The organism is Companilactobacillus zhachilii (genome assembly GCF_003606365.2).
GTDB classification, from domain to species: domain Bacteria; phylum Bacillota; class Bacilli; order Lactobacillales; family Lactobacillaceae; genus Companilactobacillus; species Companilactobacillus zhachilii.
In genome coordinates, this window is the sequence record NZ_CP031933.2 from 51,503 (window position 1) to 72,797 (window position 21,295).

Here is a 21,295-nt window from a genome sequence, read left to right on the forward strand (position 1 = left end):
ATTTTTTTTACTTTATTATGAAAATGAATTTCAGATATAAATAAAATATGAAAATATATTTCTCACAGGAGTTCAAAAATGGAAAAATTAATCGAAACAGCTTTAACAATGATCAAACCAGGGATGACTGTTAGTTTTGGTGGCGGTCGAACGGTTGGACGTCTCATCAGAGCTTTGGATGTCTCCAAGATTCATGTAGCTAGTCCCTCAGAACAAACTCGTAAGCTTTGTCAGAAGCTAGGTATTCCGGTGATGCCGTTGGAACAAGTGACAAAATTTGATGTGGCCTTTGATGGTTGTGATAGTCTCGACCAAAATCTCAATGTTTTGAAGAGTAACGGTGGCATTCATACGTTAGAAAGGTTATATGCAAATTTGGCTGAACGCTATATTATTATGGCTCCACAAGAACGTTTTACGGCACAACTTAATCCTCAGGTTCAATTAACACTAGAGGTGTTGGAAGAGGCAATACCACAAGTTTTATCTATGGTTAAACAATTGGGTGGTGTGGCTGAAGTGCGACAATCACAAGATATGGCGGGAATGGTTCGAACACCAAATGGCAATGGTTTAATTGACTGTCATTTTGACAATTGGTCTGAAATTGATTCGATTAATAATGTATTAAGTGCCTTAGCAGGTGTTTTAGGGACATCTTATTTTAAAGATGTAGTGACAGATGCCTTGTTGGCAACAGATGAGAATGTAAAACATATTAGGAAAGAAGATTTGAAATAATGGCTAAATATAATTGGGGAATGATTGGTACTGGCTGGATTGCTCATGAAATGGCTGATGCTTTGAATGCAGTTAATGGTGAAATTTATGGCGTTTCAGATATGAACGCTGAACAAATGGCCAAGTTTGCGGCGGAAAAGGGGATTGCACATCAGTTTACGAATCCAAGTGAGATGATTAATGATCCCAAGATTGATGTCATTTATATTGCGACACCACACACATATCATTATCAATATATTAAAGAAGCGTTAATTGCTGGAAAAAATGTTTTCTGTGAAAAAGCTATTACAGTTAATGCTAAGCAATTTGATGAAGTACAAGCTTTAGCTGCTAAGAAACATTTGATTTTAACTGAAGGATTTACTTTGTTACACATGCCGCTTTATGCAAAAGTTAAGCAAATTATTGCTGATGGCAAAATTGGTGAGGTTAAATTAGTCCAAGTCAACTTTGGTAGTTTGAAGGATTATGATCCAAAGAATCGTTTTTTTAACAAAAAATTGGCTGGCGGGGCTTTGCTTGATATTGGTGGTTATGCGACCGCCTTTGCCAGAAGTTTCTTGGCTAAGCAACCAACCAATATTTTAACGACTGTAAAATATTTTGAAACTGGCGTTGATGAACAATCTGGTATTATTTTGAAAAATGATGACGAACAAATGGCAGTGATGGCTTTATCAATGCGGGCTAAACAGCCTAAACGAGGTGTTATTTCAGGAACGAAAGGATATATTGAAATTAGCAACTATCCACGTGCCACCGAAGCGGACATTACTTATACAGCAGATGCACATACAGAAAAGACTGATAAAATCACGGCTGGCGATGATAAAAAAGCATTGCAATATGAAGTCAGTGATATGCAAAGATATATTGAAAACGGACATGATGATGGACAATTAGCTCTGTCACATGATGTTGCTCATATTCTGAACGACGTGAGAAATGATTGGGGCATGAAGTATCCGTTTGAATAAGGAATAAAATATAATTTTCTTGCTTCTTCTGGCTAGAGTGTGTCTTCAAATATGCCGTCTCCAGAACCTGGTGCTGTAAGAACGACAAAATCAGTCGCCCTAACGGCACTTTCACTGCCAGTGACTGTTTCCCTGCTCCTCCGACTAGTTTTTTTATAATTGAATGAATAATAAATTTAATATTTGGTAATGTTTTAAAACTATTGTATTGATGCAATCCTAAGACAGTTATATATTTTCATAATTTAAATTGAAGACACACCCGAGTTTATTCGTTGTTTTTCCTAAACATGCAGCATAAACGTACAAAAAAACATAACTTTTTCGCTTAAAACAAAGAAGACTAGCAATCCAGTTTTGGATTTGCTAATCTTCTTTGTTTTAATGACCCTGTTTTGTCACACTCGCTTGTCTTTTAATCGGCATCATGTTCTTGATGCCACTGTTTAATGTATTCCAAACGCTGCTTAAAGAGTCTTTCCTTACCTTGTCCAGTTGGAAGGTAATACTGGCTATTCTCAATTTCTTTAGGAACAGTTTTCATATTAGTTAACTTGTCTTGATAATTATGAGCTAATTTGTAGTCTTCTCCATAACCCAGATTTTTCATCAATTTAGTTGGAGCATTTCTAATTTGTAGGGGTACGGGTAAATTGCCGTATTTCTTAATATCCTTTTCGGCACGCAAAACGGATTTATAGACGGCATTGGATTTGGGTGCAACTGATAAATAAATGACGGTCTCAACCAAGTGAACGTTGCACTCAGGCATACCCAAAAATTGACAAGCTTGAAAGGCATTGATTGCAACATTTAAAGCATTAGTGTCAGCCAAACCGATATCTTCACTAGCAAAACGAACTAGTCGTCTGGCTATATAAAGTGGATCTTCGCCACCATCGAGCATGCGCATGACCCAGTAAATCGCTGAATCGGTGTCACTATTACGCATTGATTTGTGGAGAGCCGAGATAATATTGTAATGTTCTTCACCATTCTTGTCGTAACGTAATGATTTGGTATTTAATAATTGCCGAATGTTATCAATATCAACGTGTGCCACCTTATCCTTAGTTTCAGAATTGATGACAGCCATTTCGAGGGTGTTCAAAGCTACACGGGCATCTCCATTAGCGTAAGCAGCAATTAACTCCAAGGTGTCATCGTCTATCTCAACTTTTGCTTTTGGAAAGGCTTTGGGATTTTTCAAAGTGTTTTGTAATAGTTGAATTAAATCGTCAGTTGTTAGCGATTTGAGAACGAAAACTTTACAACGGGATAGTAAAGCTGAATTGATTTCAAATGACGGATTTTCAGTTGTTGCACCAATCAAAGTAATACTACCTTTTTCAACGAACGGCAAAAAAGCATCCTGTTGGGCCTTATTAAACCGATGAATTTCATCAATAAAGACAATCGTCTTTTGTCCCATCTCACGATTCATTTCGGCTTCTTTCATGACTTTCTTAATATCGTTAATACCGCTAGTAACGGCACTAAAAGTGATGAAATTAGACTTAGTTTTCTTGGCGATGATTTCGGCTAAAGTTGTTTTACCCACCCCAGGAGGACCCCAGAAAATTAGTGACGGGATGTTATCTTGATCGATAATATCTTTCAAGATTTTATTGTCACCAATCAAGTGCTGTTGACCGACAAAAGCCTCTAGCGTTGTGGGACGAACCCGGTTTGCTAGAGGAGAATTGTCGTCATTATTTTGATTTGCGAAAAGTGATTCTTGCTGCATTTTTGACCTTCTTTGATGATTTTGCCTTTAGGTAACTTCTGACGAATGTATTAAAACTACTTTATAGCATTCTTGATTCTGGTCTCATTATATCCTAACAAGATCAAGAACATAACAACGTATAAAACTAATGGAATTAACGCGTAATTTAAATTAATAGCCGCAATGGTCGTTGCTGTTTGAGTTTTATTTGAAACATAACCTGATACTTGTAATGATTCAGCGGTGATCAATCCACCTAATCCAAGTCCCAAGTTAACTCCGAAATCGTCAGTTGAAGCTAGAACTCCTTCGGCCTGGATTCCCATTGAAGTACCATAACGAATCGTATCGGCAATCATGATGGAAACTAGTCCGATAATGAAGCCACCACCGATACAATTAATGAAGATTCCGGTAAAGAGTAAGGGTAGGTTTTCGGAATAGGCAGCAATGGTAATAATCAATTGACCAATAAACGCCATAACGATTCCTAGCAGCATAGTATTTTTCTTGCCTAGTTTAGCTGAAACAAAGTAGATTGCTACCACCCCGATTAAAGCAGTTAAAGTAAAGCTATTGGCTAAGGAAACGAGGTTTTCGTTATGAATGATGTATTTAAAGTAGTAAATTGTCGTCTGATTTTTAATAGCAGTTGTTAACCAGTATAAGAAGATAACGATGGAAATAATGATCCAAGGTTTATTTTGTCTTAACATTTTCCAAACTTCTGATAGTGGTTGATGACTGATTTCTTTATTTGTGTAGCGTTCTCGTACATGGAAAAAGGTATTCAGTATCAAAATTAATGAGATGATACCAAAGACAATGATTGTACCTAAGAAACCTTTTTGTTGATTGCCTTTGCCAAAGAAACTTACTAAGGGGATGGTAAAGACGGCAACGATAATTTGTACGGAACTACCAAAGAATTGTCTAATAACGCCTAATAAAGTGGTTTCTTGTTCGTTGTCTGTCATCGTAGGTAAGATTGATGTAATTGGCAGATTAACGGCAGTATAGAAAAATCCGAGACCAAGGTAAGTAACATAGGCCCAGAGTAATTTCCCAGAATGTGGTAGGAAATTAGGTGTGACAAAAGTTAAGACAGCGAAAATAACATAAGGAAATGAATACCACAAGAAAAATGGTCGACTCTTACCCCATTTAGAATGAGTATTATCGATCATAATTCCAATAATTAAACTTTCGAAAACATCGGCTGTTCGAGCTACTACGAAAAGAATCGCAACTTCACTAGCAGTCAAACCAAAAACGTCGGTGTAGAAGAAGAGAAGATAGGTAGTCATCATTTGGAAAACTAAATTGTCCGCTGCATCGCTTAAACCATAACTGATTCGTTCAGTTAATGAGGTTTTCCATTTGTTCACAGGAAAGCCTACTTTTGTGTAGTCAAACGACGGTAAAGCTCGCGTCCAACGATATCGTTTGTCCACATCCAAGCGATATGACCGAGAGCTTCGGAAATGTGTTCTTCAGTAGGTTGATCTTTAGCTGAAGGAACAGTCTTCATCATAGGCATGATTCCAAGATGGAAAGCGACCCAGATTGCTAGACCAAAAATGGCACCAGAGCCTTTTCTGATGAAAGGTGAGTATTCTGATAGAACTTCATAAATGATGGCAAAAGATGTTGAGAAACCAAAATGCATCAAAAAGCTTGCCCAAGGCATTTTGTGTCCTGAATATGAATAAGTTCCACGAGTGATTTTTTGAGGAATCCCTGCTTGTTCCATCAAAGTTTGTGGAGGATTAACCGCATCACGTTCCGGAGTACGAGGTGGTAAGACGTTCTCCCAACCTAATTTAACGAATCCTGAGAAGATACCAGCGGCCGTCCCAGCAATAATAGCTGCCTTTAAGTCGACTTTTTGAGCCTTAGTTAATTTCATGATTTGACGCCTCTCTTTATGATTAATATACCTAAAGTATAAGCTTGTCTAATTTTGAATTCAGGTAATTAGTCTTGAGATTCATAATTTCTTCATAGATTGTTATAAATTACTTCGTACTTTAGAAATTGTATATTCATACTTTCCCGGTACTATATAACCATAGTCAAATAACAAAGGAACAAAGAGGTGACCGGATGAATAAACAATCCAGCTCCAAATTGAATTACATGAATTAACCCCCTTAAAATATTAAAGACCCTTATAAACAAAAAATTATATCTCCCCCCTTAAAGATATAGATAAGAATTTATTTGAAAGAAGTGACCAGATGGAATTGGAAACCCTCGTAAACTATTAATTTCTTAGATAACTCACTTTACACATGAATAGAAATAAACCCCTATATAATAAATACTCTATTTTAAAAAAATTTAATCCCCTTATAAATAAACACATAAATGAAAACTTTAATATCTCCCCCCTATATAGATATAAAGTTAATTTTCTAAATAACAATTAGATATTTATTCCCCCGTAAATATCTCTCAAAAAAGTCTGCTGAAGAGCGGACTTTTTTTATTTATAATATGCCGTCTCCAGGAGCAAAAAAATTAGGTCGCTATGGGGACCGGTCTGAGCCAAGGTCTCAGACCTCGATTTTGAGCTTTGAGAAAACCGCTTAAATCTCAAAACTCGTCCCGTGGTGTAAAGGCTAAAGCCTTAACGCCACCTTCATAGCAATCTAATTTTCTTGCTCCTTCCGACTAGGGTCGTTGTTATATATCAGACTTATTTCCAAGTTAATTGGATATATTAAACGGTAAAAGATATTGTTTAGAAGTTAGCAAACCATATGTGAATGTATGCTTTCTGTTGCTTCAAAATAATATTTTAATGATAGGGGATGTGGGTGAATTCATTTTTTGGGGGAATAAATGGATTATTTTTGTATTTGTCAGTTGCCTTATATGATGTTAATTAATAAAAGTCTAGAATGTTGCATTGCGCTAGTTACTTTTTAGTAATCTCTAGCTATTAAATGTCTGATACTCCGATACGTTATTATTGGTTAAAAAAACAAAAAATAAACAAGCCGGAAGAAACAAGAATTTAGGTCGCTGTGAAGGTGGCGTTAGTGCTTTAGCACTTACACCACGGGACGACTTTTGAAATTCGTGTACTTTGCGAAGTTCAAAATCGAGACTTGAGACCGATTTTTGGCTCAAGTCGGTCCCCATAGCGACCTAAATTTCTTGTTTCTGGAGGCGGAATCCTTCTAACTATCGATTTTTCTTCACATTTACTTACTACTTATTTCTAACTTTCAAAACGTTTCTTTCATAAATTCCCGCTATTATATAAGCATAGTCAAGAAACGAAGAGGTGACTCGGATGACTATAACAGCTTTACTTTAAATAGATTATTAAAAATTAAAAACGAATAGATTTTTTCAATATATCTCCTCCCCCCCTGATATATAACAAAGAATTTAAACTAAAAAAGGAAGAAAAGTTTATGAAAAATACAAATACAAAAAGAGCTGGCCGCAAGGCTAGCTCTTTTCTTTGTGTACCGTAATAAATGATTTACATATTATTTACAGGTTATTTGGTCAAAATTTACAATGATTCGTTATGCTAGAAAAATGAAAGGGTGGGGAGAAATATGTCATATATGCCAAATATGATTAGTTGGGGTGTTCCTTTTAACTTATTGGGATTGATTATTTTGGAAGCTTTTTCGTTATCTCCTACTATGAGAAAGGTAAGGGACCATTTTTTTAATTCTTCGAAACTATCTAAACGTCTTTATTTTTTAGCAATGCAAGTTATTACTTTTGCGATGATTGTTTATATACCTTACTTCTATCAGATATTGATTTTCCTAATGGCATTTTCAATAACGTTTGATATATCCAAGGTAAGTACATGAAAAAGCCCGTACAATCAATGATTGCATGAGCTTTTTATTTAAGAATTTTTTTGAATTCTAAAGTTGTTTGGATTTGGATTTTGTCAGATGTCTTAGAGTAAAGCAAAGTCTGCACTCAATGCTTTATTCTACTTCTTATATTTGGCTGCTTCTTCATTGCTGCAATAAAGGAAGTGGCCAGGTAGTACTTCTTGTAATCTTTGGTTGTCTTTGAAAGGACTCTTGTGATCAAAATCGATTCTTGTACGTTTCTTTTCAATCTCTGGATCAGGGACGGGGATAGCGGACAAGAGGCTTTGAGTATAGGCGTGCAATGGATTGTTGTAAATCTCATTAGAATCAGCCAACTCGACGATTTTACCACGGTACATAACGGCAATACGGTCGGAAATGTACTTAACCATGGAAAGATCATGGGCGATGAATAAGTATGTCAAACCTTGTTTCTTTTGAATATCTTGCATCAAGTTAACAACTTGAGCTTGAATTGAAACATCAAGGGCTGAGATAGGTTCATCAGCGATAATGAATTGAGGATCAACGGCTAGGGCACGGGCAATTCCGATACGTTGACGTTGTCCACCTGAGAATTCATAAGGGTAACGAGTCATGTGTTCTGGATTTAAGTTAACCATGTCGAGCAATTCACGGACTCTAGCGTCACGCTCTTGTTCGTTTTTAACTAAACCGTGAACATCAAGTCCTTCAGCGATAATATCCTTAACTTTCATTCTAGGGTTCAATGAAGCGTATGGATCTTGGAAAATCATCTGCATTTCACGACGGAATTCCTTCATCTTAGGACCATGAGCTTTGATTTTACTAATGTCTTGACCATTGAAGAAGATGTGACCATCAGTTGGGTTATAAAGTCTGATAATACTACGACCAGTAGTACTCTTACCAGAACCAGATTCACCAACGAGTCCAAAAGTTTCGCCTTTGTAAATATCAAAGGAAACGTCATCAACGGCTTTTACTTCGTTAGGTTTACCAATGTTGAAATATTGTTTGAGATTTTTTACGGATACGATTACTTCTCTTTCATCTGCCATTATTTAGCATTGCCTCCTAACTTTTCAAATTTCTTGTAACGATTGAGAATTCCGGCTGGTGGTGTAACTTTTGGTGCATTAGGATGAAGCAACCAAGTAGCCGCGTAATGATTCTTAGATACCTTAAAGAATGGTGGTTGTTCTTCTTCATCGATTTGCATAGCGTAAGCATTACGTGGTGCAAAAGCATCGCCCTTTGGTGGGTCCAACAAGTTTGGTGGAGTACCAGGAATTGAGTTCAAACGATCATTTTCGTTTGTATCAAGAGTTGGCATTGAATCGAGCAAGCCCCATGTATATGGATGTTGAGGATTATAGAAAACATCATCAACCGAGCCATATTCAACGAAACGACCGGCGTACATAACAGCCACACGGTCAGCAATTCCGGCAACAACTCCCAAGTCGTGGGTGATGAAGATGATTGATGTACCGATTTTTTGTTGAAGTTCACGTAACAAATCAATGATTTGAGCTTGAACAGTAACGTCAAGCGCTGTTGTAGGTTCATCGGCAATAAGAATTTCTGGGTAATCAACGATAGCAATCGCAATAACGATACGTTGACGTTGTCCACCAGAGAATTGGTGAGGGTAATCATTCATTCTGGCGGCTGGATTAGGAATTCCAACTAAACGAAGAACTTCTTCAGCACGTTTTAAAGCATCTTTTTTGGAAACGTTGTTGTGAATTAAAAGTGGTTCCGCAACTTGTTTACCAATTGTCATGGTTGGATCAAGTGAAGTCATAGGGTCTTGGAAAATCATAGAAATTTTATTTCCACGGATCTTATCCATTTCCTTATCACTTTTTTGTAGCAAGTCATCGCCGTGATAAAGAACTTCACCTTTGGAGATTGTGGCGTTTGAGGCCAATAATTGTAAGATTGAACGAACTGTGATGGACTTACCAGAACCAGATTCACCAACAATAGCTAAGGTTTCACCGGCATTTAAATGGAAGTTAACACCACGGATAGCATGGACGACACCGTTGTAGGTATCAAAGTCGACATGTAAATCTTTTACTTCTAGAATTTTATCCATTTCGATTTCTCCTTAGTTAATGATCAGATGATTGTGGGTCAAAGGCATCACGTAGACCATCACCAAGTAGGTTAGTGGCAATCATGATAATACTCAAGATAATAGCCGGAGCCCACATTTGATATGGTAAGAATCTGAAGGCTTTTTGACCATCTGATAGAAGTGTACCTAATGATGCGTTTGGTGCGGGAATACCAATACCAATGAAACTTAAGAAAGCTTCGAAGAAAATGGCATTCGGAATTGTAAACATTGTTTGAATAATAATTGTTGAAGATAAGTTAGGAATCAAGTGTTTAGTAGCAATCTTCATCGATGGTTCGCCTAAAGTTCTTGCAGCTAAAATGTATTCTTGTTCCTTTAATTGGAAGGTCTGCGCCCGGACCAGCCGGGCCATTGTAACCCAACCGGTGATAGCAATCGCAATAACGATTGATGTTAGACCTGGTTTTAACACGATCATCATCAAGATAACAACAATCAAGTTAGGAATCGATGACACAATTTCAACGACACGTTGCATGAATGTATCAGTTTTGCCACCTTTCCAACCAGAAACGATACCGTAAGGAACACCAATCAATAAATCGACTAATGTAGCAAGTACGGCAACGACTAGTGAAAGACGAGTACCGTAGATGATTCTGGAAAGTAGGTCACGTCCAAGGTAATCAGTACCTAGGATGAATGATGTTCCCTTAGGAGCACCAGCTTGTTTGTAAGCATCAACCATCTTGCCACCCATGTTTTGGTAACCGTTCATACCAGGAATATTGAGGTTACCTAACTTAGGAGGAAGGTTAGAGAGTGTAACTTGTTGCTCATTGGGATTGTGTGGTGCGATAACAGGGGCAAAGACTGAAATCAAAACAATCAATGAAAGTAGTGTCAAACAAACGACGGCAACTTTATTTTTGAACAAGCGACGACGAACATCTTGCATGTATGTTAATGAAGGTGTACTGATTTTTTCTTGTTCAGCATTGTTTTCATCATGAACTAATTTAAATTTTTCCTTCGGAATTTGAGGGATTTGTTCCATTATTCTTTACCTCCGTTTCCTAGTCTAATTCTTGGATCGATTAGTCCGTAAAGGATATCGACGATCAAGTAAACTATGATTAATAAGAATGAATAGAAGATTGTAAGTCCCATGATTGTTGGGTAATCGTTAGTTGTGATTGACTTAACGAATTGTTCACCAATACCAGGGATTGAGAAGATATTTTCAACAACCATTGAACCAGTCATAACAGAAACGGCCATTGGACCGATGATTGTAACAACTGGAATCAATGAGTTACGTAAAGCATGTTTAGTAACGACTTTCCAATTTGAATTACCTTTTGATTTGGCTAATTCAATGTAATCACTACTCATAACATCGACCATCTCGGTTCTCATAAACCGGGCGACAGTACCTAATGGTAAGGCCGTTAAAGCTAATGTTGGTAGGATACTGGATTGGAAGTTGTCCCAAAGAGCAACTGGGTAAATCTTCCATTTGTAGGCTAGGTAGAACTGTAGTAAAACAGCTAAAACGAAAGATGGAATTGATAGACCAAGAATTGAGATGAATGTTGCAAGTGTATCAACCCATGTGTTTTTACGAATAGCAGCCACGGCACCAAGAAGGATACCAAGGATAGTACCTAAAACCATTGCTTGAGCACCAATTTGCATTGATGGAGCAAGTCTTTGACCGATTAAAGCTGTAACAGGTTCATTGTTGAATTGGAAAGATGTTCCAAGGTTACCGTGTAATAAACCGACCATATAACGAACGTATTGAACACCTACTGATTGATCCAGTCCATACTGTGCTTTAACAATCTTCAACTGATCTGCTGACATACGGTTCTGGTTAGAGAACGGAGTACCAGGCAGCATCTTCATTAAGAAGAATGTAATCGAAGCGATGATGAACAGGGTCAAGAATAAATAAAGTATTCTTTTGAGAATATATTTAGCCATTATTTAATCTCCCTCACCTATGATTATTTTTTGTAAACAGTAACTAAGTTATAACTACCGTTTGGAGTCATTCTGTAATTCTTGATGTTAGATCTAGTTAAGTTAGCTTGATATGACTGGTACAAAGGAATAGCTCCTTGATCGTCAGTCAAAATCTTAGTTGCTTGTAAGAGATCTTGCCATCTGGCGTCTTCATCAGTCGCATCAGTAGTCTTAGATTTCTCAATTAAAGCATCGTAAGCTGGATTTGAGTACTTACCATTATTTTGTGAGTTACCAGTTGTAAAGATATCCAAGAATGTAACAGGGTCTGGATAATCGGCATTCCAACCAGTAACAACAATATCAAATTGACCAGATGATGATTTATCAAGACGAGACTTGAATGGTACGTTTGATAAAGTAATCTTCAAACCAGGTAAGTTCTTTTCAAGTTGACCTTGAATGTACTCATTTTGTTTCTTGGCATTATCAGTATCATCACCAAGAAGTGTGAAACTTAAATTCTTTTGACCAGTTTCTTTAATACCTTCTTCCCAAAGCTTTTTAGCTTCAGTTGGATTGTATTCCGTGTACTTGTTTGAAGATTGAAGAATTTTTTCTTTGGTGAAATCAGTCTTAGTTGTTGGGTTATAAGACATTCCCACTGGGACTAGGGTATGTTCGATACCACCAGTTTTACCAAGAACGTTATTTGTTAATTGATCACGATTGATAGCCATTGAAATAGCTTGTCTGATCTTTTCGTTTTGGAAGAATTTATATTTCTTTTGGTTAAGTTCTAGATAGAAGTTAGCCGTTTGCTTGTCTAGTGAGAAAGTCTTGTAGTTTGATACTTGACGAGCTGTATCACCACCAAGTTTTTCTAGACGATTGATACGGTTTGTGTCGTAAAGGTTAAGACCAGTGTTGGCATCCTTAACAACGTAGTATTGAACTTTCTTTAACTTAACAGCTTTAGCATTCCAGTAAGAATTATTTTTAACTTCAGTCCAGCTGTTGTTTGAAACAGACCAGTTAACAAGTTTGAAAGGTCCGTTGAAGACCATACCTTTACTGTTTAGACCATATTGTTTACCAGCTTTTTCAACTGAAGGTTTGTATTGAGGATAGAAAGTTGAACTAGCCATCAATGTATTGAAGTATGGAATCGCATCTTCTAGTGTAACTTGAAGTGTGTAATCATCCAAAGCCTTGATACCTAAAGTATTAACCGGCTTTTTACCAGCGTTGATCTTGTCAGCGTTCTTGATACCTGTATAGATGTAGGCATATTGAGAAGCTGTCTTAGGATCAACGGTTCTGCGCCATGCATAAACGAAATCGTTAGCAGTTACAGGTTTACCATTTGACCATTTGGTTTTTCTTAAATGGAAAGTATAAGTTTTACCATTATTAGTTGGTTTAACGACTTCTTTAGCAATGGCAGGTTGGAGTTCTTTACCATCGTAGCGATAAAGACCTTCCATTGTGTTGGTAATATTTTGAGCACCAATAACATCAGTGTTCATTGATGAGTCCATTGTTGCGATAACATCACTTGAACTGATTGAAATAGTATCGTTACTGTCTTTTTCAGTTGAAGAACCACATCCGCTCAGAACTAAAGCAAATAGAAATATCGGTAACAATGCAAGGAAATACTTCTTCTTGAAATTCATTGTTCATCCTCCCTAAAATAATTATTCTTAGAATACACTAATAAATATTAAAAGTTAATACCCTTAATTAAAAAAATTCTAATGTTTATAAAATAATAATACATTATGTTATAAAATGCAAAGGAAAACGGAGAATGTCTTAAAAATTCCGCCTCTGGGTGCAAAAAATTAGGTCACTGTGGGGACCGACCTGAGCCAAGGTCTCAGGTCTCGATTTTGAACTTTGAGAAAACCACTCAAATTTCAAAACTCGTCCCGTGGTGTAAGAGCTAAAGCTCTAACACCACCTTCACAGTGACCTAATTTTTTGCACCCAGAGGCTAGGGTATTAGATATATTTCAATTTTATTGTGTGTGAGGATAGAGTTTAAATTTTTGAGGGAAAATAAGCGATTGGTTGGACTGAAAGTAATAAATATTAAAAATTAAAAGATATTTTTTTATATGGTTCAAAGATTGGTTTTAATAATAACCATTCTAAAACTAATCTTTGTTGGAAGAGACGAGGAGATATTTTTTGATAGACACAAAAAAAGCAGAAATATCTGCTTAATCAGATACTTCTGCTTGGATATATTTATTAAATCTTTCTAATTCTTCAGGACTTAAATTAGCATTGATCAATGAACCATCATTGGTGAATTCTTTTTTTAGTACTTGAGAATTCTTCAAAATTTCTTCAGCAACTTTTTGGTCACTGTATGGAATCAATAGTTCAGCTTTCTTATAGTGGTTGAAAGTCTTGATTTTAATTAGGTCGACTAATTTGGCAATTGAAGCTTTATCGATGGCTGAATAGTAAATATTGTCACCTTCGATGGTAGGAAATTGTTGGCCAGGTTTGAGGTCAGCTTTGTTGAAAGCATAAATCATTGGCTTGTCAACGACACCAACTTCTTTCAAAGTCTTCTCGGTAACTTCGATCATGTTGCGCCAATGTTCATCGGACACATCGATTACTTGAATTAATAAGTCAGCGTTTTGAGCTTCTTGTAAAGTGGTCTTAAATGATTCCACTAGGTTGTGAGGCAACTTGCTGACGAAACCAACTGTATCGGAAAGCAAGAAGCTAGTGTTATCTTCTAAGTCAATTCGACGAACACTGGTATCGAGCGTTGCAAAGAGCATATTCTTTTCAAAAACTTTGCGGTCTTGAGAATTTTCCTTGTTGAAATTCAAGATACCGTTCATGGTTGTAGATTTGCCGGCGTTAGTATAACCGACTAGTGAAACAAGTGGTAGGGATGTATTGGTGCGACGTCTGCTTTGGACATCAATCGTTTTATCGACCGTTTTAAGTTCGTTACGTAAAGCGGTGATACGTTTGCGAATAACACGTCTATCCAATTCTAGTTTTGATTCACCGGCACCACGGTTAGCAAGACCACCTGAAGCTGATTGTTGATCAAGTGGGTTACCAGATGGATGGATTCTTGGTAGTTGATATTGTAATTTAGCAATTTCAACTTGAAGTTTAGCCTGTTTAGTTTGGGCACGGTTAGAGAAAACTTGAAGGATCAATTCTGTTCGATCCATGAAACTCAATTTAGTTTCTTTTTCCAAGTTTCTAATTTGTGAAGGTGTCAATTCATCATTCAAAACGATAACTTGCACATCATCAGCGTTGGCGATTTCTTTAACCTCGTTTACTTTACCAGAACCAAAGTAAGTGGCACCGCTGACGCTATTGGCGTTTTGGATAATTGTATCAGCCACTTCCATATTGTTGGCTTCTACTAAAGCTGCTAGTTCTTGCATCGTATATTCGAAGTCAGGCTGTAGATGGCTAACTCCGGCGACGATGACACGTGTTTTTTCAAATGTTGATTTAGATTCAGTCATAAATCCTCCTGGTGGCACTAATTACCCCAGGGTAATAATGCCAATTTATTATTTATTGTTTGAAATGATATCAATTCTTAAGCGCATGATGAAAATACCATCCTTTCGATAAGCTGTATAAATAATACCATGGAAGTTGGTTTTGCGCTATATAATAGGTAGAAAACGATTTTTACTGGGTGCGCCGCCTCCAAGAAAAAGAAATTTAGGCCGCTATGGGGACCGACTGGAGCCATGGTCTCCAGTCTCGATTTTGAACTTCGAGAAAATCACTCGAATTTCAAAATTCGTCCCGTGGTGTAATGGCTAAAGCCATAACGCCACCTTCACAGCGGCCTAAATTTCTTGTTCTTTCCGGCTAGTTTTCTGGGATAGGATACAACTAGTTATTAGTAGCTATTCAGGATTAAAAATTAGAGTGTTCAAGATAAAGCTAATCTATCAGGATTAGTTTTTGGTATGTTTAGGACATTAAAAGAACTTGAGGTGCTGATTATAATGGATAAGAAAAGTTTAATGGATTTGATTGATACAACCGCAAATGAGGATGAAGTTAAGAGTGATACGGGTCTCTCAAGTGCTTTGTTAGTAGCGTATCGTGATTTGAATGATGATAAGGAAATTAGAAATGTAGTTCGAAAATTAGGTAGCGCTCTTTCAGCTTATTTAATGACCCATCAATATAAGGCATCGCCATCGGTTATGAATTTGGCAAAAGTTGTTCAAAAAGATGATCAAAACTTTTGGAAGGGTACTGGCTTAAGTAAATTGTTTTGGTAAAAAGGAGCGTGGAAGACAAAATATAGCTTTTCCCGCTGAAATTAAAAAACTAGCAATCCAAATCGGATTACTAGTTTTTTTACCTTGGTACTCGAAAGCTGACCGTGTTTAGTAATTATAAAGTTGGCGTTTCATCTTTATCCTTTTTAGGCTTAGGCTTGTGAAAGAGACTTAGTAAGAAGAAAACAATTGCCGAAATGATAAAGATAGCATCAACTAATAGCCATGTTGATTTTGTTGAATGGTCAATAAAAATAATTCCTACAACTAGCATAGCCACGCCATACCAGAAGTTAATTGTCTTATAAAATAGTTTATTCATTCTAATATCTCCAAAATTGTGAAATGTATACGTTTTATTATACACCATCAAAATAAGAGAGAGTTTAAAGTAAATAGTACTGAATATGTTATACGGATAATTTTATTTTAACGATAACTCAGTCGGAAGAGAGGGACAATAGTAGCAGGCAGTGAAAGTGGCGTTATGGCTTTAGCCATTACACCACCGGGCGTGTTTGGAGACTTGCTTGCAAGGCTTCAAACCGAGACCTGAGACCTTGGCTCAGGTCGGTCCGTACTGCCAGTTACTATTGTTCCGCTCTGGAGACGGCACGTATATATATATCATTAATACAAAAAATCTTCATCAAAATCGTATCTATTAATCCCAAAATCGGTTATATTAATATACGGGTGAAAAGACAAATGGAATATTCTAAACAAAAACTATTGCTTTCGATATTGATCAAGTTCGATGAATCATTTAACAGTCAAATTAATGAATCAGCGGTTAATCAAGAGATAGGGCAATTTATCAAGCTATCTGTCCAAGAACTCTCAGAGAAGCAGTATCGTGGTTCACTGTTTGATGAAAAGATTGATTATATCATTAGCAAAGTTAATCATGAGCGTAATGCTAATAAATTGGTCTTCAATGATTATACAGGTCGTTTATGGGACCAAATTTTACAAATAAAACAACGGACAACTAGCTTTGAAACAGCTTATTCTTTGATAGATATCCTAAATAGCAAAAATGCTTCTCTTAAATTATAAGAGAGGCATTTTTTAGTTAAAACTGACGTTGTTGTGGTTTGGATAATTAATAATTTTAATTTGCGAGTCATCAAGGCTATCGAAGAATTGATTTAATTTTTCGATGGTCTTTTTGTTATCATAGGCAAAATCACGAGAAACGCTTAGCTCGATGGTTTGACCATCTGTCATAACTAGATTTAACGTGATAGGATTCTTGAGCATTGAAAGTAGTGGCGTCAAAACGGCAAAGTAGCCGGTAACTTCGAGAGGAGTAGTGATTTCATCAGGATTATTAATCTTACCTGTAACGGTGATTGATTGAATATCCTTCTTATTAATCGTGACTAGTTGATTTTTGTGTGGCACTAGAATCATTGAAATGCGGCGCTTGTAAGTGGTCATATCATTGTAACTGATTGTATCTTGGTCTGCTTCCCAGTAATTAAAAATAAGAGGTAAATTTGGCAAATAGTAAGCCAATAAAACAGTTAAGAAGACTGCCAAACTTACTAAGTACATAATTGGAAAGTGACCAGCAATGGCCGCGATAAGTGGAATCAATGTGAAATAAAAACTAACTAAGATAGGTCTATAAGAAACTTTTTTACCGAATTTTAACATGATAATTACCTTCCTTTTAAGATATTCATTCATGAATGATTCCTTTGACTACACCTAAATTATAGGAATCTATTAGGTAAAAATGCACGCACTTATCGGTTGCAATGAGTCTTTTTAGCTGAAACTGATATTATGATTTGGATAATTGATGATTTTAATTTGACTATTATTTAAACTATCGAAAAATTGGTTTAATTTAGCAATGGTTTTCTGATTGCTGTATGCAAAGTCGCGTGAAACGTTTAACTCAATAGTTTGACCATCCTTAAGCGTTAATTTTAATGTGATAGGATTCTTTAAAACAGAAAGTAGTGGTGTCAAAATCGCATAGATCAAGGAGAAGTCCATTGGATAGGCGATATTTTGGGGATTGTTAAAGTCGCCAGTGACAGTGATTGATGTGATGTCTTTCTTATTAATAGTAGTTAATTGATTTTGATATGGGAAAAACATCATTGAGATGCGATGTTTATAGTTCATAGCGTTGTAACGAATCGTAGTTTGATCGGCTTCCCAATAAGTAAAGCTGTTGGGTAGATTGGGAAGATAGTAACCAAATAAAATGGCACAGAATATAGCCACAGATGCCAAGTAAAATCCGATTGCTGGCCAGTACATTGTTGCTACTTGCAAGTAAACGGCAACAATTAATGTGAATAGTGAATAAAATAAACTAACTAAAATGGGGCGATAAGAAACTTTTTTACCAAATTTTAACATGATAATTACCATCCTTTTTTTCTGATATCCCTTTGAATACAACTAAATTATATGGATTAACCTCGGGCTTATGCACGCACATAAAAGTTGCAAGTTATTTAGCTACCGTTATAACGGTAAGATTTATACCGTTGAAGTAGATGAATCTGCTTTATTATTGTTGAGATCAGCATGGATGGGAATATTGTCCAAATCTTGAAAGAACTTATCTAGCTTTTCTAAAGTGTTATCGCGACTGTAAGTATAGTCACGAGCAACACTTAAATCGGCCTTTGAACCATCTTTAAGTGTCAAACGAATAATCTCTGGCTGATGAATCATCGATAGAACGGGAGATAAAACGGCGACATAACCAGAATATGGAATAGCCATGGGCATTTCGTATTTTTTGTGAAGATCACCCATGACAGTTACTGATTTGATAGAAGCTTTTTTAATCGTAACCATTTTAGCTGCAGGTGGGAATATCATACCGAGTAAGCGATGTTTCCAAGTATAAATATCGCAGTACCGGATTTCAGTTTTATCACTTTCCCAGTAGACAAAGAGTGTTGGCATATTAGGGAAATAATAAGCTAAGAATACAAAAAGGAAAAAGACAGCCCCAATTAATATTCCGTATAGAACTGATTCCAAGATATTAGTAGCCATAATGCCAGGCAAAATGGCAATTAATAAGCTAAGTAGTAAAGGTCTGTAGGTTATTTTTTTACCAAATTTCAACATAGGATTACCTTCTTTAATTCGTTTTCTTGATAATCATAATTTACCATCATTGAATGAAAGCGAATTCAAAACATCCTGAACCAAGCAAATCTGTTCCTGAAACATAAAAAAATTAGCTATGAGAAGTGGGTAAAAATTTCTCATAGCTAATTTTTTTGTTTTGTCTAGATTAGTAAGATATTTGATATTACGGTATACGTTGATTTTTTGACTACGGATTTAAAATATACATTACATCCTATAACACTATTCATCAATGACATAATATTCACTCTTAATTCAAAAACAAAGAATGAACTAGCCGGAAAGAGCAAGAAATTTTGGTCGCTGTGAAGGTGGCGTTGGCGCTTTAGCGTCTACACCACGGGACGACTTTTGAAATTCGAGCGGTTTTCTCGAAGTTCAAAAGCGAGATTCGAGACCGTTCTTTGGCTCGAATCGGTCCCCATAGCGACCAAAATTTCTTGCTCTTGGAGGCGGCATATTTACAGTACGAAAACTTAAAGTGTTTCTTGAATGATTTTCTTCAATTTTTTCGATTTACCAATTGAAAACTTTTTAGTCGAACCGTCACTAAAGCCAACCTCTCGAATGGAAAAATCAACGTGATGAATATTTTCAGGATTAATCAAACAGGAACGACTGATTCGGAATAGGAAGGGGTATTTTTTTTCTAATTCAGTCAGTTTTCCATAAAACTCGAATTGCCCGTTAGTAGAAATAAGATTGAGTCGATGGGGAATATCGGATGACTCCAAAAAAATGACTTCTGATTTGTCCAAATTATAAACTTGGCTGCCAACTTCAAAGGAAAATCCCTTTTTTTGAACGGTACGTGTTTCATCAATTATCTGTTTAGCATAATCTAGTGTTTCATACAATTCTTGGCGATAATCGTCTAAAGGTTGATCTTTCTCGATAAAATCTAGTGCTGCCACTTTGCGTTTTAATGTTAGTGGAGCCAATTCGTCATGGGTAGTTACGAAAATAATTTCTGCTTGAACGTCTTTTTGACGAATGATCTCTGCCAATTGAATGCCATCGATGTCAGCCTGTAAATCAATATCAAGAAAGTAAATTCCTCTTTGGGGTTCAGCTTCATTAAGATAGTTAACGACTTGTTGAGGTTTAGATGCCTGGAGTTCCACTTTAAAAAGATTACTGTGAAATAAAATATAATTTTCAATCAATTTATTTAGTTGTTGTAGTTGAATTTGGTTATCTTCGCAAATGATGATAGGGTAGCTCATTTGATTACCTCCTTGGTAATTAGTGTGATGTGTAGACGAAACCATTTAGCATTTTTACTGTGTTGGATAAAAATATTCGAGTATTTTTTCTTTAAATCTTTAATCTGAAGCAGTTCTAAATAATCCTTTGAACGTTCAGTAGTCGGTAAGTTGGCTAAAGAATTGTTGATTAAAAATGCTAACTGCCGGTCTTCCTTGGTGATAGCCAGTTGAATCTGACCGTGTTCTTGTCGCTTGGTGAAATGAATGGCGTTATCAATTGCCTGGTCCAAAAGTTTAATCAAGTCCAAATCGTTCATCGGTAAATTATTCAATTCATCGGTACAACTGAAAGAACATTTAATGTTTTTTTGATTGATAGTATTGAGTTTATTGATAAAAAGACTTTTTAAGTAAGGATTCTTAACATTATTGAGATCCTGATATAAATCCATTGATAAATTATTTAAATAATCGTCTGAATAATTCTCTAAATTGTCCAAGGCCTGATTCATGGCGGTGTAATCTTGTTCAGCAGCAACCGTTTTCAGACTGAAAAGTAAATTTTTATAATCATGTTTAAAATGACGTAATTTTAATTGATCGTGCTCGAGTTGGTCGGTGTACATTTTGAGATTTTTAACTTGTTCTTCAGAAAATCGGTCACGATAAATTTTTAATTGGCGTCGTCGGGTAATTGTGAAAACAACGATAATAAAAAGACACTGTAAAATAATAAATCCGAAGATTCCCATAATTAGTGGAGCATAAGTCCGAAAATTTTGAGTTAATTTCAAAAATAAGAAACAAATGATGTAGATATATCCTAGTACAATGCTGGTCATAGGATTTTGCCGTGATTGGAAGAAGTCATTGAGTTTAAAATAATTGTAAAAATAGACGAATGTGATGGATAAGATGAATTCGACAAGACTAATAATTAGGTTAAATCCGTACGAAACGATGTTGGAATTGGGGAAATAATGCATGAGAAGGGGGCTTGGTAAAATAAAAGCCCAGAATTTTACGAGGAAACTCACTAAGATGATATTAATTAAATAATAATCAAACTTTTGGTCTGGCCAAAGGACTAAATAAATTAAGATGGCGATTAGTAAATTGGCGTATCCGCTTAGCAAAATATTTAAAATAACTGAGAGCAACCACAATAAGGCAAAACTAAACGTTTGCCGCTGAATTGATAACTTTGAATGATAAATTAACATGAATACGTAGTAAAAGATTCCCCAAGCCAAGCAAATACGTAATAAATGCGGCCCTGTTATAAATAAATTCATAAAGACT

Annotated in this window: 20 protein-coding genes; 5 read left to right on the top strand and 15 right to left on the bottom strand. The window is 36.1% G+C overall.

The window, feature by feature from the left end; all coding sequences use genetic code 11:
• Nucleotides 1-78 precede the first annotated feature (78 nt).
• Entirely contained in the window at nucleotides 79-741 is a 663-nt protein-coding gene (locus D1B17_RS00220; RefSeq protein WP_120144071.1) for a ribose-5-phosphate isomerase A, read from the top strand.
• The gene (locus D1B17_RS00225) at nucleotides 741-1,721 is read left to right on the top strand and encodes a Gfo/Idh/MocA family protein (protein ID WP_120144069.1); all 981 of its coding nucleotides are present in this window, start codon (nucleotides 741-743) and stop codon (nucleotides 1,719-1,721) included. Before D1B17_RS00220 ends, D1B17_RS00225 begins: the two co-directional genes overlap by 1 nt.
• 415 nt (nucleotides 1,722-2,136) lie before the next feature.
• Here D1B17_RS00225 and D1B17_RS00230 read toward each other — a convergent pair whose 3' ends face one another.
• From D1B17_RS00230 to D1B17_RS00240, 3 genes are read right to left on the bottom strand one after another with little or no spacing between them, the layout of a single operon-like run.
• Entirely contained in the window at nucleotides 2,137-3,468 is a 1,332-nt protein-coding gene (locus D1B17_RS00230; RefSeq protein WP_120144067.1) for a replication-associated recombination protein A, read from the bottom strand.
• Between the two features lie 56 nt (nucleotides 3,469-3,524).
• Nucleotides 3,525-4,838, bottom strand: coding sequence for an MFS transporter (locus D1B17_RS00235; RefSeq protein ID WP_120144065.1), 1,314 nt, complete (start codon nucleotides 4,836-4,838; stop codon nucleotides 3,525-3,527).
• A gap of 8 nt (nucleotides 4,839-4,846) precedes the next feature.
• The gene (locus tag D1B17_RS00240; RefSeq protein WP_120144063.1) at nucleotides 4,847-5,359 is read right to left on the bottom strand and encodes a DUF1440 domain-containing protein; all 513 of its coding nucleotides are present in this window, start codon (nucleotides 5,357-5,359) and stop codon (nucleotides 4,847-4,849) included.
• A gap of 1,669 nt (nucleotides 5,360-7,028) precedes the next feature.
• Between D1B17_RS00240 and D1B17_RS00245 the strand changes: the two genes are divergently transcribed.
• Nucleotides 7,029-7,295 (top strand): hypothetical protein, encoded by a 267-nt coding sequence (locus tag D1B17_RS00245; RefSeq protein WP_120144060.1) that lies wholly within the window; start codon nucleotides 7,029-7,031, stop codon nucleotides 7,293-7,295.
• A 128-nt stretch (nucleotides 7,296-7,423) separates the two neighbouring features.
• Here the strand turns inward: D1B17_RS00245 and D1B17_RS00250 are convergent, their stop codons facing one another.
• The 6 genes from D1B17_RS00250 to hflX form a co-directional block, all read right to left on the bottom strand.
• Nucleotides 7,424-8,350 (bottom strand): ABC transporter ATP-binding protein, encoded by a 927-nt coding sequence (locus D1B17_RS00250; RefSeq protein WP_120144058.1) that lies wholly within the window; start codon nucleotides 8,348-8,350, stop codon nucleotides 7,424-7,426.
• The gene (locus D1B17_RS00255; RefSeq protein ID WP_120144055.1) at nucleotides 8,350-9,396 is read right to left on the bottom strand and encodes an ABC transporter ATP-binding protein; all 1,047 of its coding nucleotides are present in this window, start codon (nucleotides 9,394-9,396) and stop codon (nucleotides 8,350-8,352) included. The genes D1B17_RS00250 and D1B17_RS00255 overlap by 1 nt, the downstream gene beginning before the upstream one ends.
• Nucleotides 9,397-9,412: 16 nt before the next feature.
• The gene (locus D1B17_RS00260; protein WP_120144052.1) at nucleotides 9,413-10,438 is read right to left on the bottom strand and encodes an ABC transporter permease; all 1,026 of its coding nucleotides are present in this window, start codon (nucleotides 10,436-10,438) and stop codon (nucleotides 9,413-9,415) included.
• Entirely contained in the window at nucleotides 10,438-11,370 is a 933-nt protein-coding gene (opp3b, locus tag D1B17_RS00265) for an oligopeptide ABC transporter permease (RefSeq protein WP_120144049.1), read from the bottom strand. Before opp3b ends, D1B17_RS00260 begins: the two co-directional genes overlap by 1 nt.
• A gap of 23 nt (nucleotides 11,371-11,393) precedes the next feature.
• Complete coding sequence (locus D1B17_RS00270; protein WP_120144046.1) at nucleotides 11,394-13,031, bottom strand: peptide ABC transporter substrate-binding protein; 1,638 nt, start codon at nucleotides 13,029-13,031, stop codon at nucleotides 11,394-11,396.
• 549 nt (nucleotides 13,032-13,580) lie between these two features.
• Nucleotides 13,581-14,873, bottom strand: coding sequence for a GTPase HflX (gene hflX, locus D1B17_RS00275; protein WP_120144044.1), 1,293 nt, complete (start codon nucleotides 14,871-14,873; stop codon nucleotides 13,581-13,583).
• A gap of 498 nt (nucleotides 14,874-15,371) precedes the next feature.
• On the opposite strand from hflX, the gene D1B17_RS00280 reads away from it, so the two are divergent.
• Nucleotides 15,372-15,653 (top strand): bacteriocin immunity protein, encoded by a 282-nt coding sequence (locus D1B17_RS00280; protein WP_166806577.1) that lies wholly within the window; start codon nucleotides 15,372-15,374, stop codon nucleotides 15,651-15,653.
• A 115-nt stretch (nucleotides 15,654-15,768) separates the two neighbouring features.
• On the opposite strand, the gene D1B17_RS00285 is transcribed toward D1B17_RS00280, so the two are convergent.
• Nucleotides 15,769-15,975 (bottom strand): hypothetical protein, encoded by a 207-nt coding sequence (locus tag D1B17_RS00285; RefSeq protein ID WP_120144039.1) that lies wholly within the window; start codon nucleotides 15,973-15,975, stop codon nucleotides 15,769-15,771.
• Nucleotides 15,976-16,361: 386 nt separating this feature from the next.
• Here D1B17_RS00285 and D1B17_RS00290 point away from each other — a divergent pair, with 386 nt between their 5' ends.
• Nucleotides 16,362-16,712: a hypothetical protein gene (locus D1B17_RS00290; protein ID WP_120144036.1), complete on the top strand. Its 351-nt coding sequence runs from the start codon at nucleotides 16,362-16,364 to the stop codon at nucleotides 16,710-16,712.
• A gap of 12 nt (nucleotides 16,713-16,724) precedes the next feature.
• On the opposite strand, the gene D1B17_RS00295 is transcribed toward D1B17_RS00290, so the two are convergent.
• The 5 genes from D1B17_RS00295 to D1B17_RS12495 form a co-directional block, all read right to left on the bottom strand.
• Nucleotides 16,725-17,315, bottom strand: coding sequence for a hypothetical protein (locus D1B17_RS00295; protein WP_120144034.1), 591 nt, complete (start codon nucleotides 17,313-17,315; stop codon nucleotides 16,725-16,727).
• 114 nt (nucleotides 17,316-17,429) lie between these two features.
• Nucleotides 17,430-18,035, bottom strand: a complete 606-nt coding sequence (locus D1B17_RS00300; protein WP_120144031.1) for a hypothetical protein — start codon at nucleotides 18,033-18,035, stop codon at nucleotides 17,430-17,432.
• A gap of 123 nt (nucleotides 18,036-18,158) precedes the next feature.
• Nucleotides 18,159-18,761: a hypothetical protein gene (locus D1B17_RS00305; RefSeq protein ID WP_120144028.1), complete on the bottom strand. Its 603-nt coding sequence runs from the start codon at nucleotides 18,759-18,761 to the stop codon at nucleotides 18,159-18,161.
• Nucleotides 18,762-19,261: 500 nt separating this feature from the next.
• Nucleotides 19,262-20,011: a response regulator transcription factor gene (locus D1B17_RS00310; protein WP_120144025.1), complete on the bottom strand. Its 750-nt coding sequence runs from the start codon at nucleotides 20,009-20,011 to the stop codon at nucleotides 19,262-19,264.
• Nucleotides 20,008-20,835: a GHKL domain-containing protein gene (locus tag D1B17_RS12495; RefSeq protein ID WP_166806578.1), complete on the bottom strand. Its 828-nt coding sequence runs from the start codon at nucleotides 20,833-20,835 to the stop codon at nucleotides 20,008-20,010. The genes D1B17_RS00310 and D1B17_RS12495 overlap by 4 nt, the downstream gene beginning before the upstream one ends.
• Between the last annotated feature and the right edge of the window lie 460 nt (nucleotides 20,836-21,295).

Bases quoted from the DNA above. Each gene is read 5' to 3' on its own strand.
- D1B17_RS00220 (WP_120144071.1), top strand. From the start codon at position 79: ATGGAAAAATTAATCGAAACAGCTTTAACAATGATCAAACCAGGGATG.
- D1B17_RS00225 (WP_120144069.1), top strand. From the start codon at position 741: ATGGCTAAATATAATTGGGGAATGATTGGTACTGGCTGGATTGCTCAT.
- D1B17_RS00230 (WP_120144067.1), bottom strand. From the start codon at position 3,468: ATGCAGCAAGAATCACTTTTCGCAAATCAAAATAATGACGACAATTCT.
- D1B17_RS00240 (WP_120144063.1), bottom strand. From the start codon at position 5,359: ATGAAATTAACTAAGGCTCAAAAAGTCGACTTAAAGGCAGCTATTATT.
- D1B17_RS00245 (WP_120144060.1), top strand. From the start codon at position 7,029: ATGTCATATATGCCAAATATGATTAGTTGGGGTGTTCCTTTTAACTTA.
- D1B17_RS00250 (WP_120144058.1), bottom strand. From the start codon at position 8,350: ATGGCAGATGAAAGAGAAGTAATCGTATCCGTAAAAAATCTCAAACAA.
- D1B17_RS00255 (WP_120144055.1), bottom strand. From the start codon at position 9,396: ATGGATAAAATTCTAGAAGTAAAAGATTTACATGTCGACTTTGATACC.
- D1B17_RS00260 (WP_120144052.1), bottom strand. From the start codon at position 10,438: ATGGAACAAATCCCTCAAATTCCGAAGGAAAAATTTAAATTAGTTCAT.
- opp3b (WP_120144049.1), bottom strand. From the start codon at position 11,370: ATGGCTAAATATATTCTCAAAAGAATACTTTATTTATTCTTGACCCTG.
- D1B17_RS00270 (WP_120144046.1), bottom strand. From the start codon at position 13,031: ATGAATTTCAAGAAGAAGTATTTCCTTGCATTGTTACCGATATTTCTA.
- hflX (WP_120144044.1), bottom strand. From the start codon at position 14,873: ATGACTGAATCTAAATCAACATTTGAAAAAACACGTGTCATCGTCGCC.
- D1B17_RS00280 (WP_166806577.1), top strand. From the start codon at position 15,372: ATGGATAAGAAAAGTTTAATGGATTTGATTGATACAACCGCAAATGAG.
- D1B17_RS00285 (WP_120144039.1), bottom strand. From the start codon at position 15,975: ATGAATAAACTATTTTATAAGACAATTAACTTCTGGTATGGCGTGGCT.
- D1B17_RS00290 (WP_120144036.1), top strand. From the start codon at position 16,362: ATGGAATATTCTAAACAAAAACTATTGCTTTCGATATTGATCAAGTTC.
- D1B17_RS00295 (WP_120144034.1), bottom strand. From the start codon at position 17,315: ATGTTAAAATTCGGTAAAAAAGTTTCTTATAGACCTATCTTAGTTAGT.
- D1B17_RS00300 (WP_120144031.1), bottom strand. From the start codon at position 18,035: ATGTTAAAATTTGGTAAAAAAGTTTCTTATCGCCCCATTTTAGTTAGT.
- D1B17_RS00305 (WP_120144028.1), bottom strand. From the start codon at position 18,761: ATGTTGAAATTTGGTAAAAAAATAACCTACAGACCTTTACTACTTAGC.
- D1B17_RS00310 (WP_120144025.1), bottom strand. From the start codon at position 20,011: ATGAGCTACCCTATCATCATTTGCGAAGATAACCAAATTCAACTACAA.
- D1B17_RS12495 (WP_166806578.1), bottom strand. From the start codon at position 20,835: ATGACCAGCATTGTACTAGGATATATCTACATCATTTGTTTCTTATTT.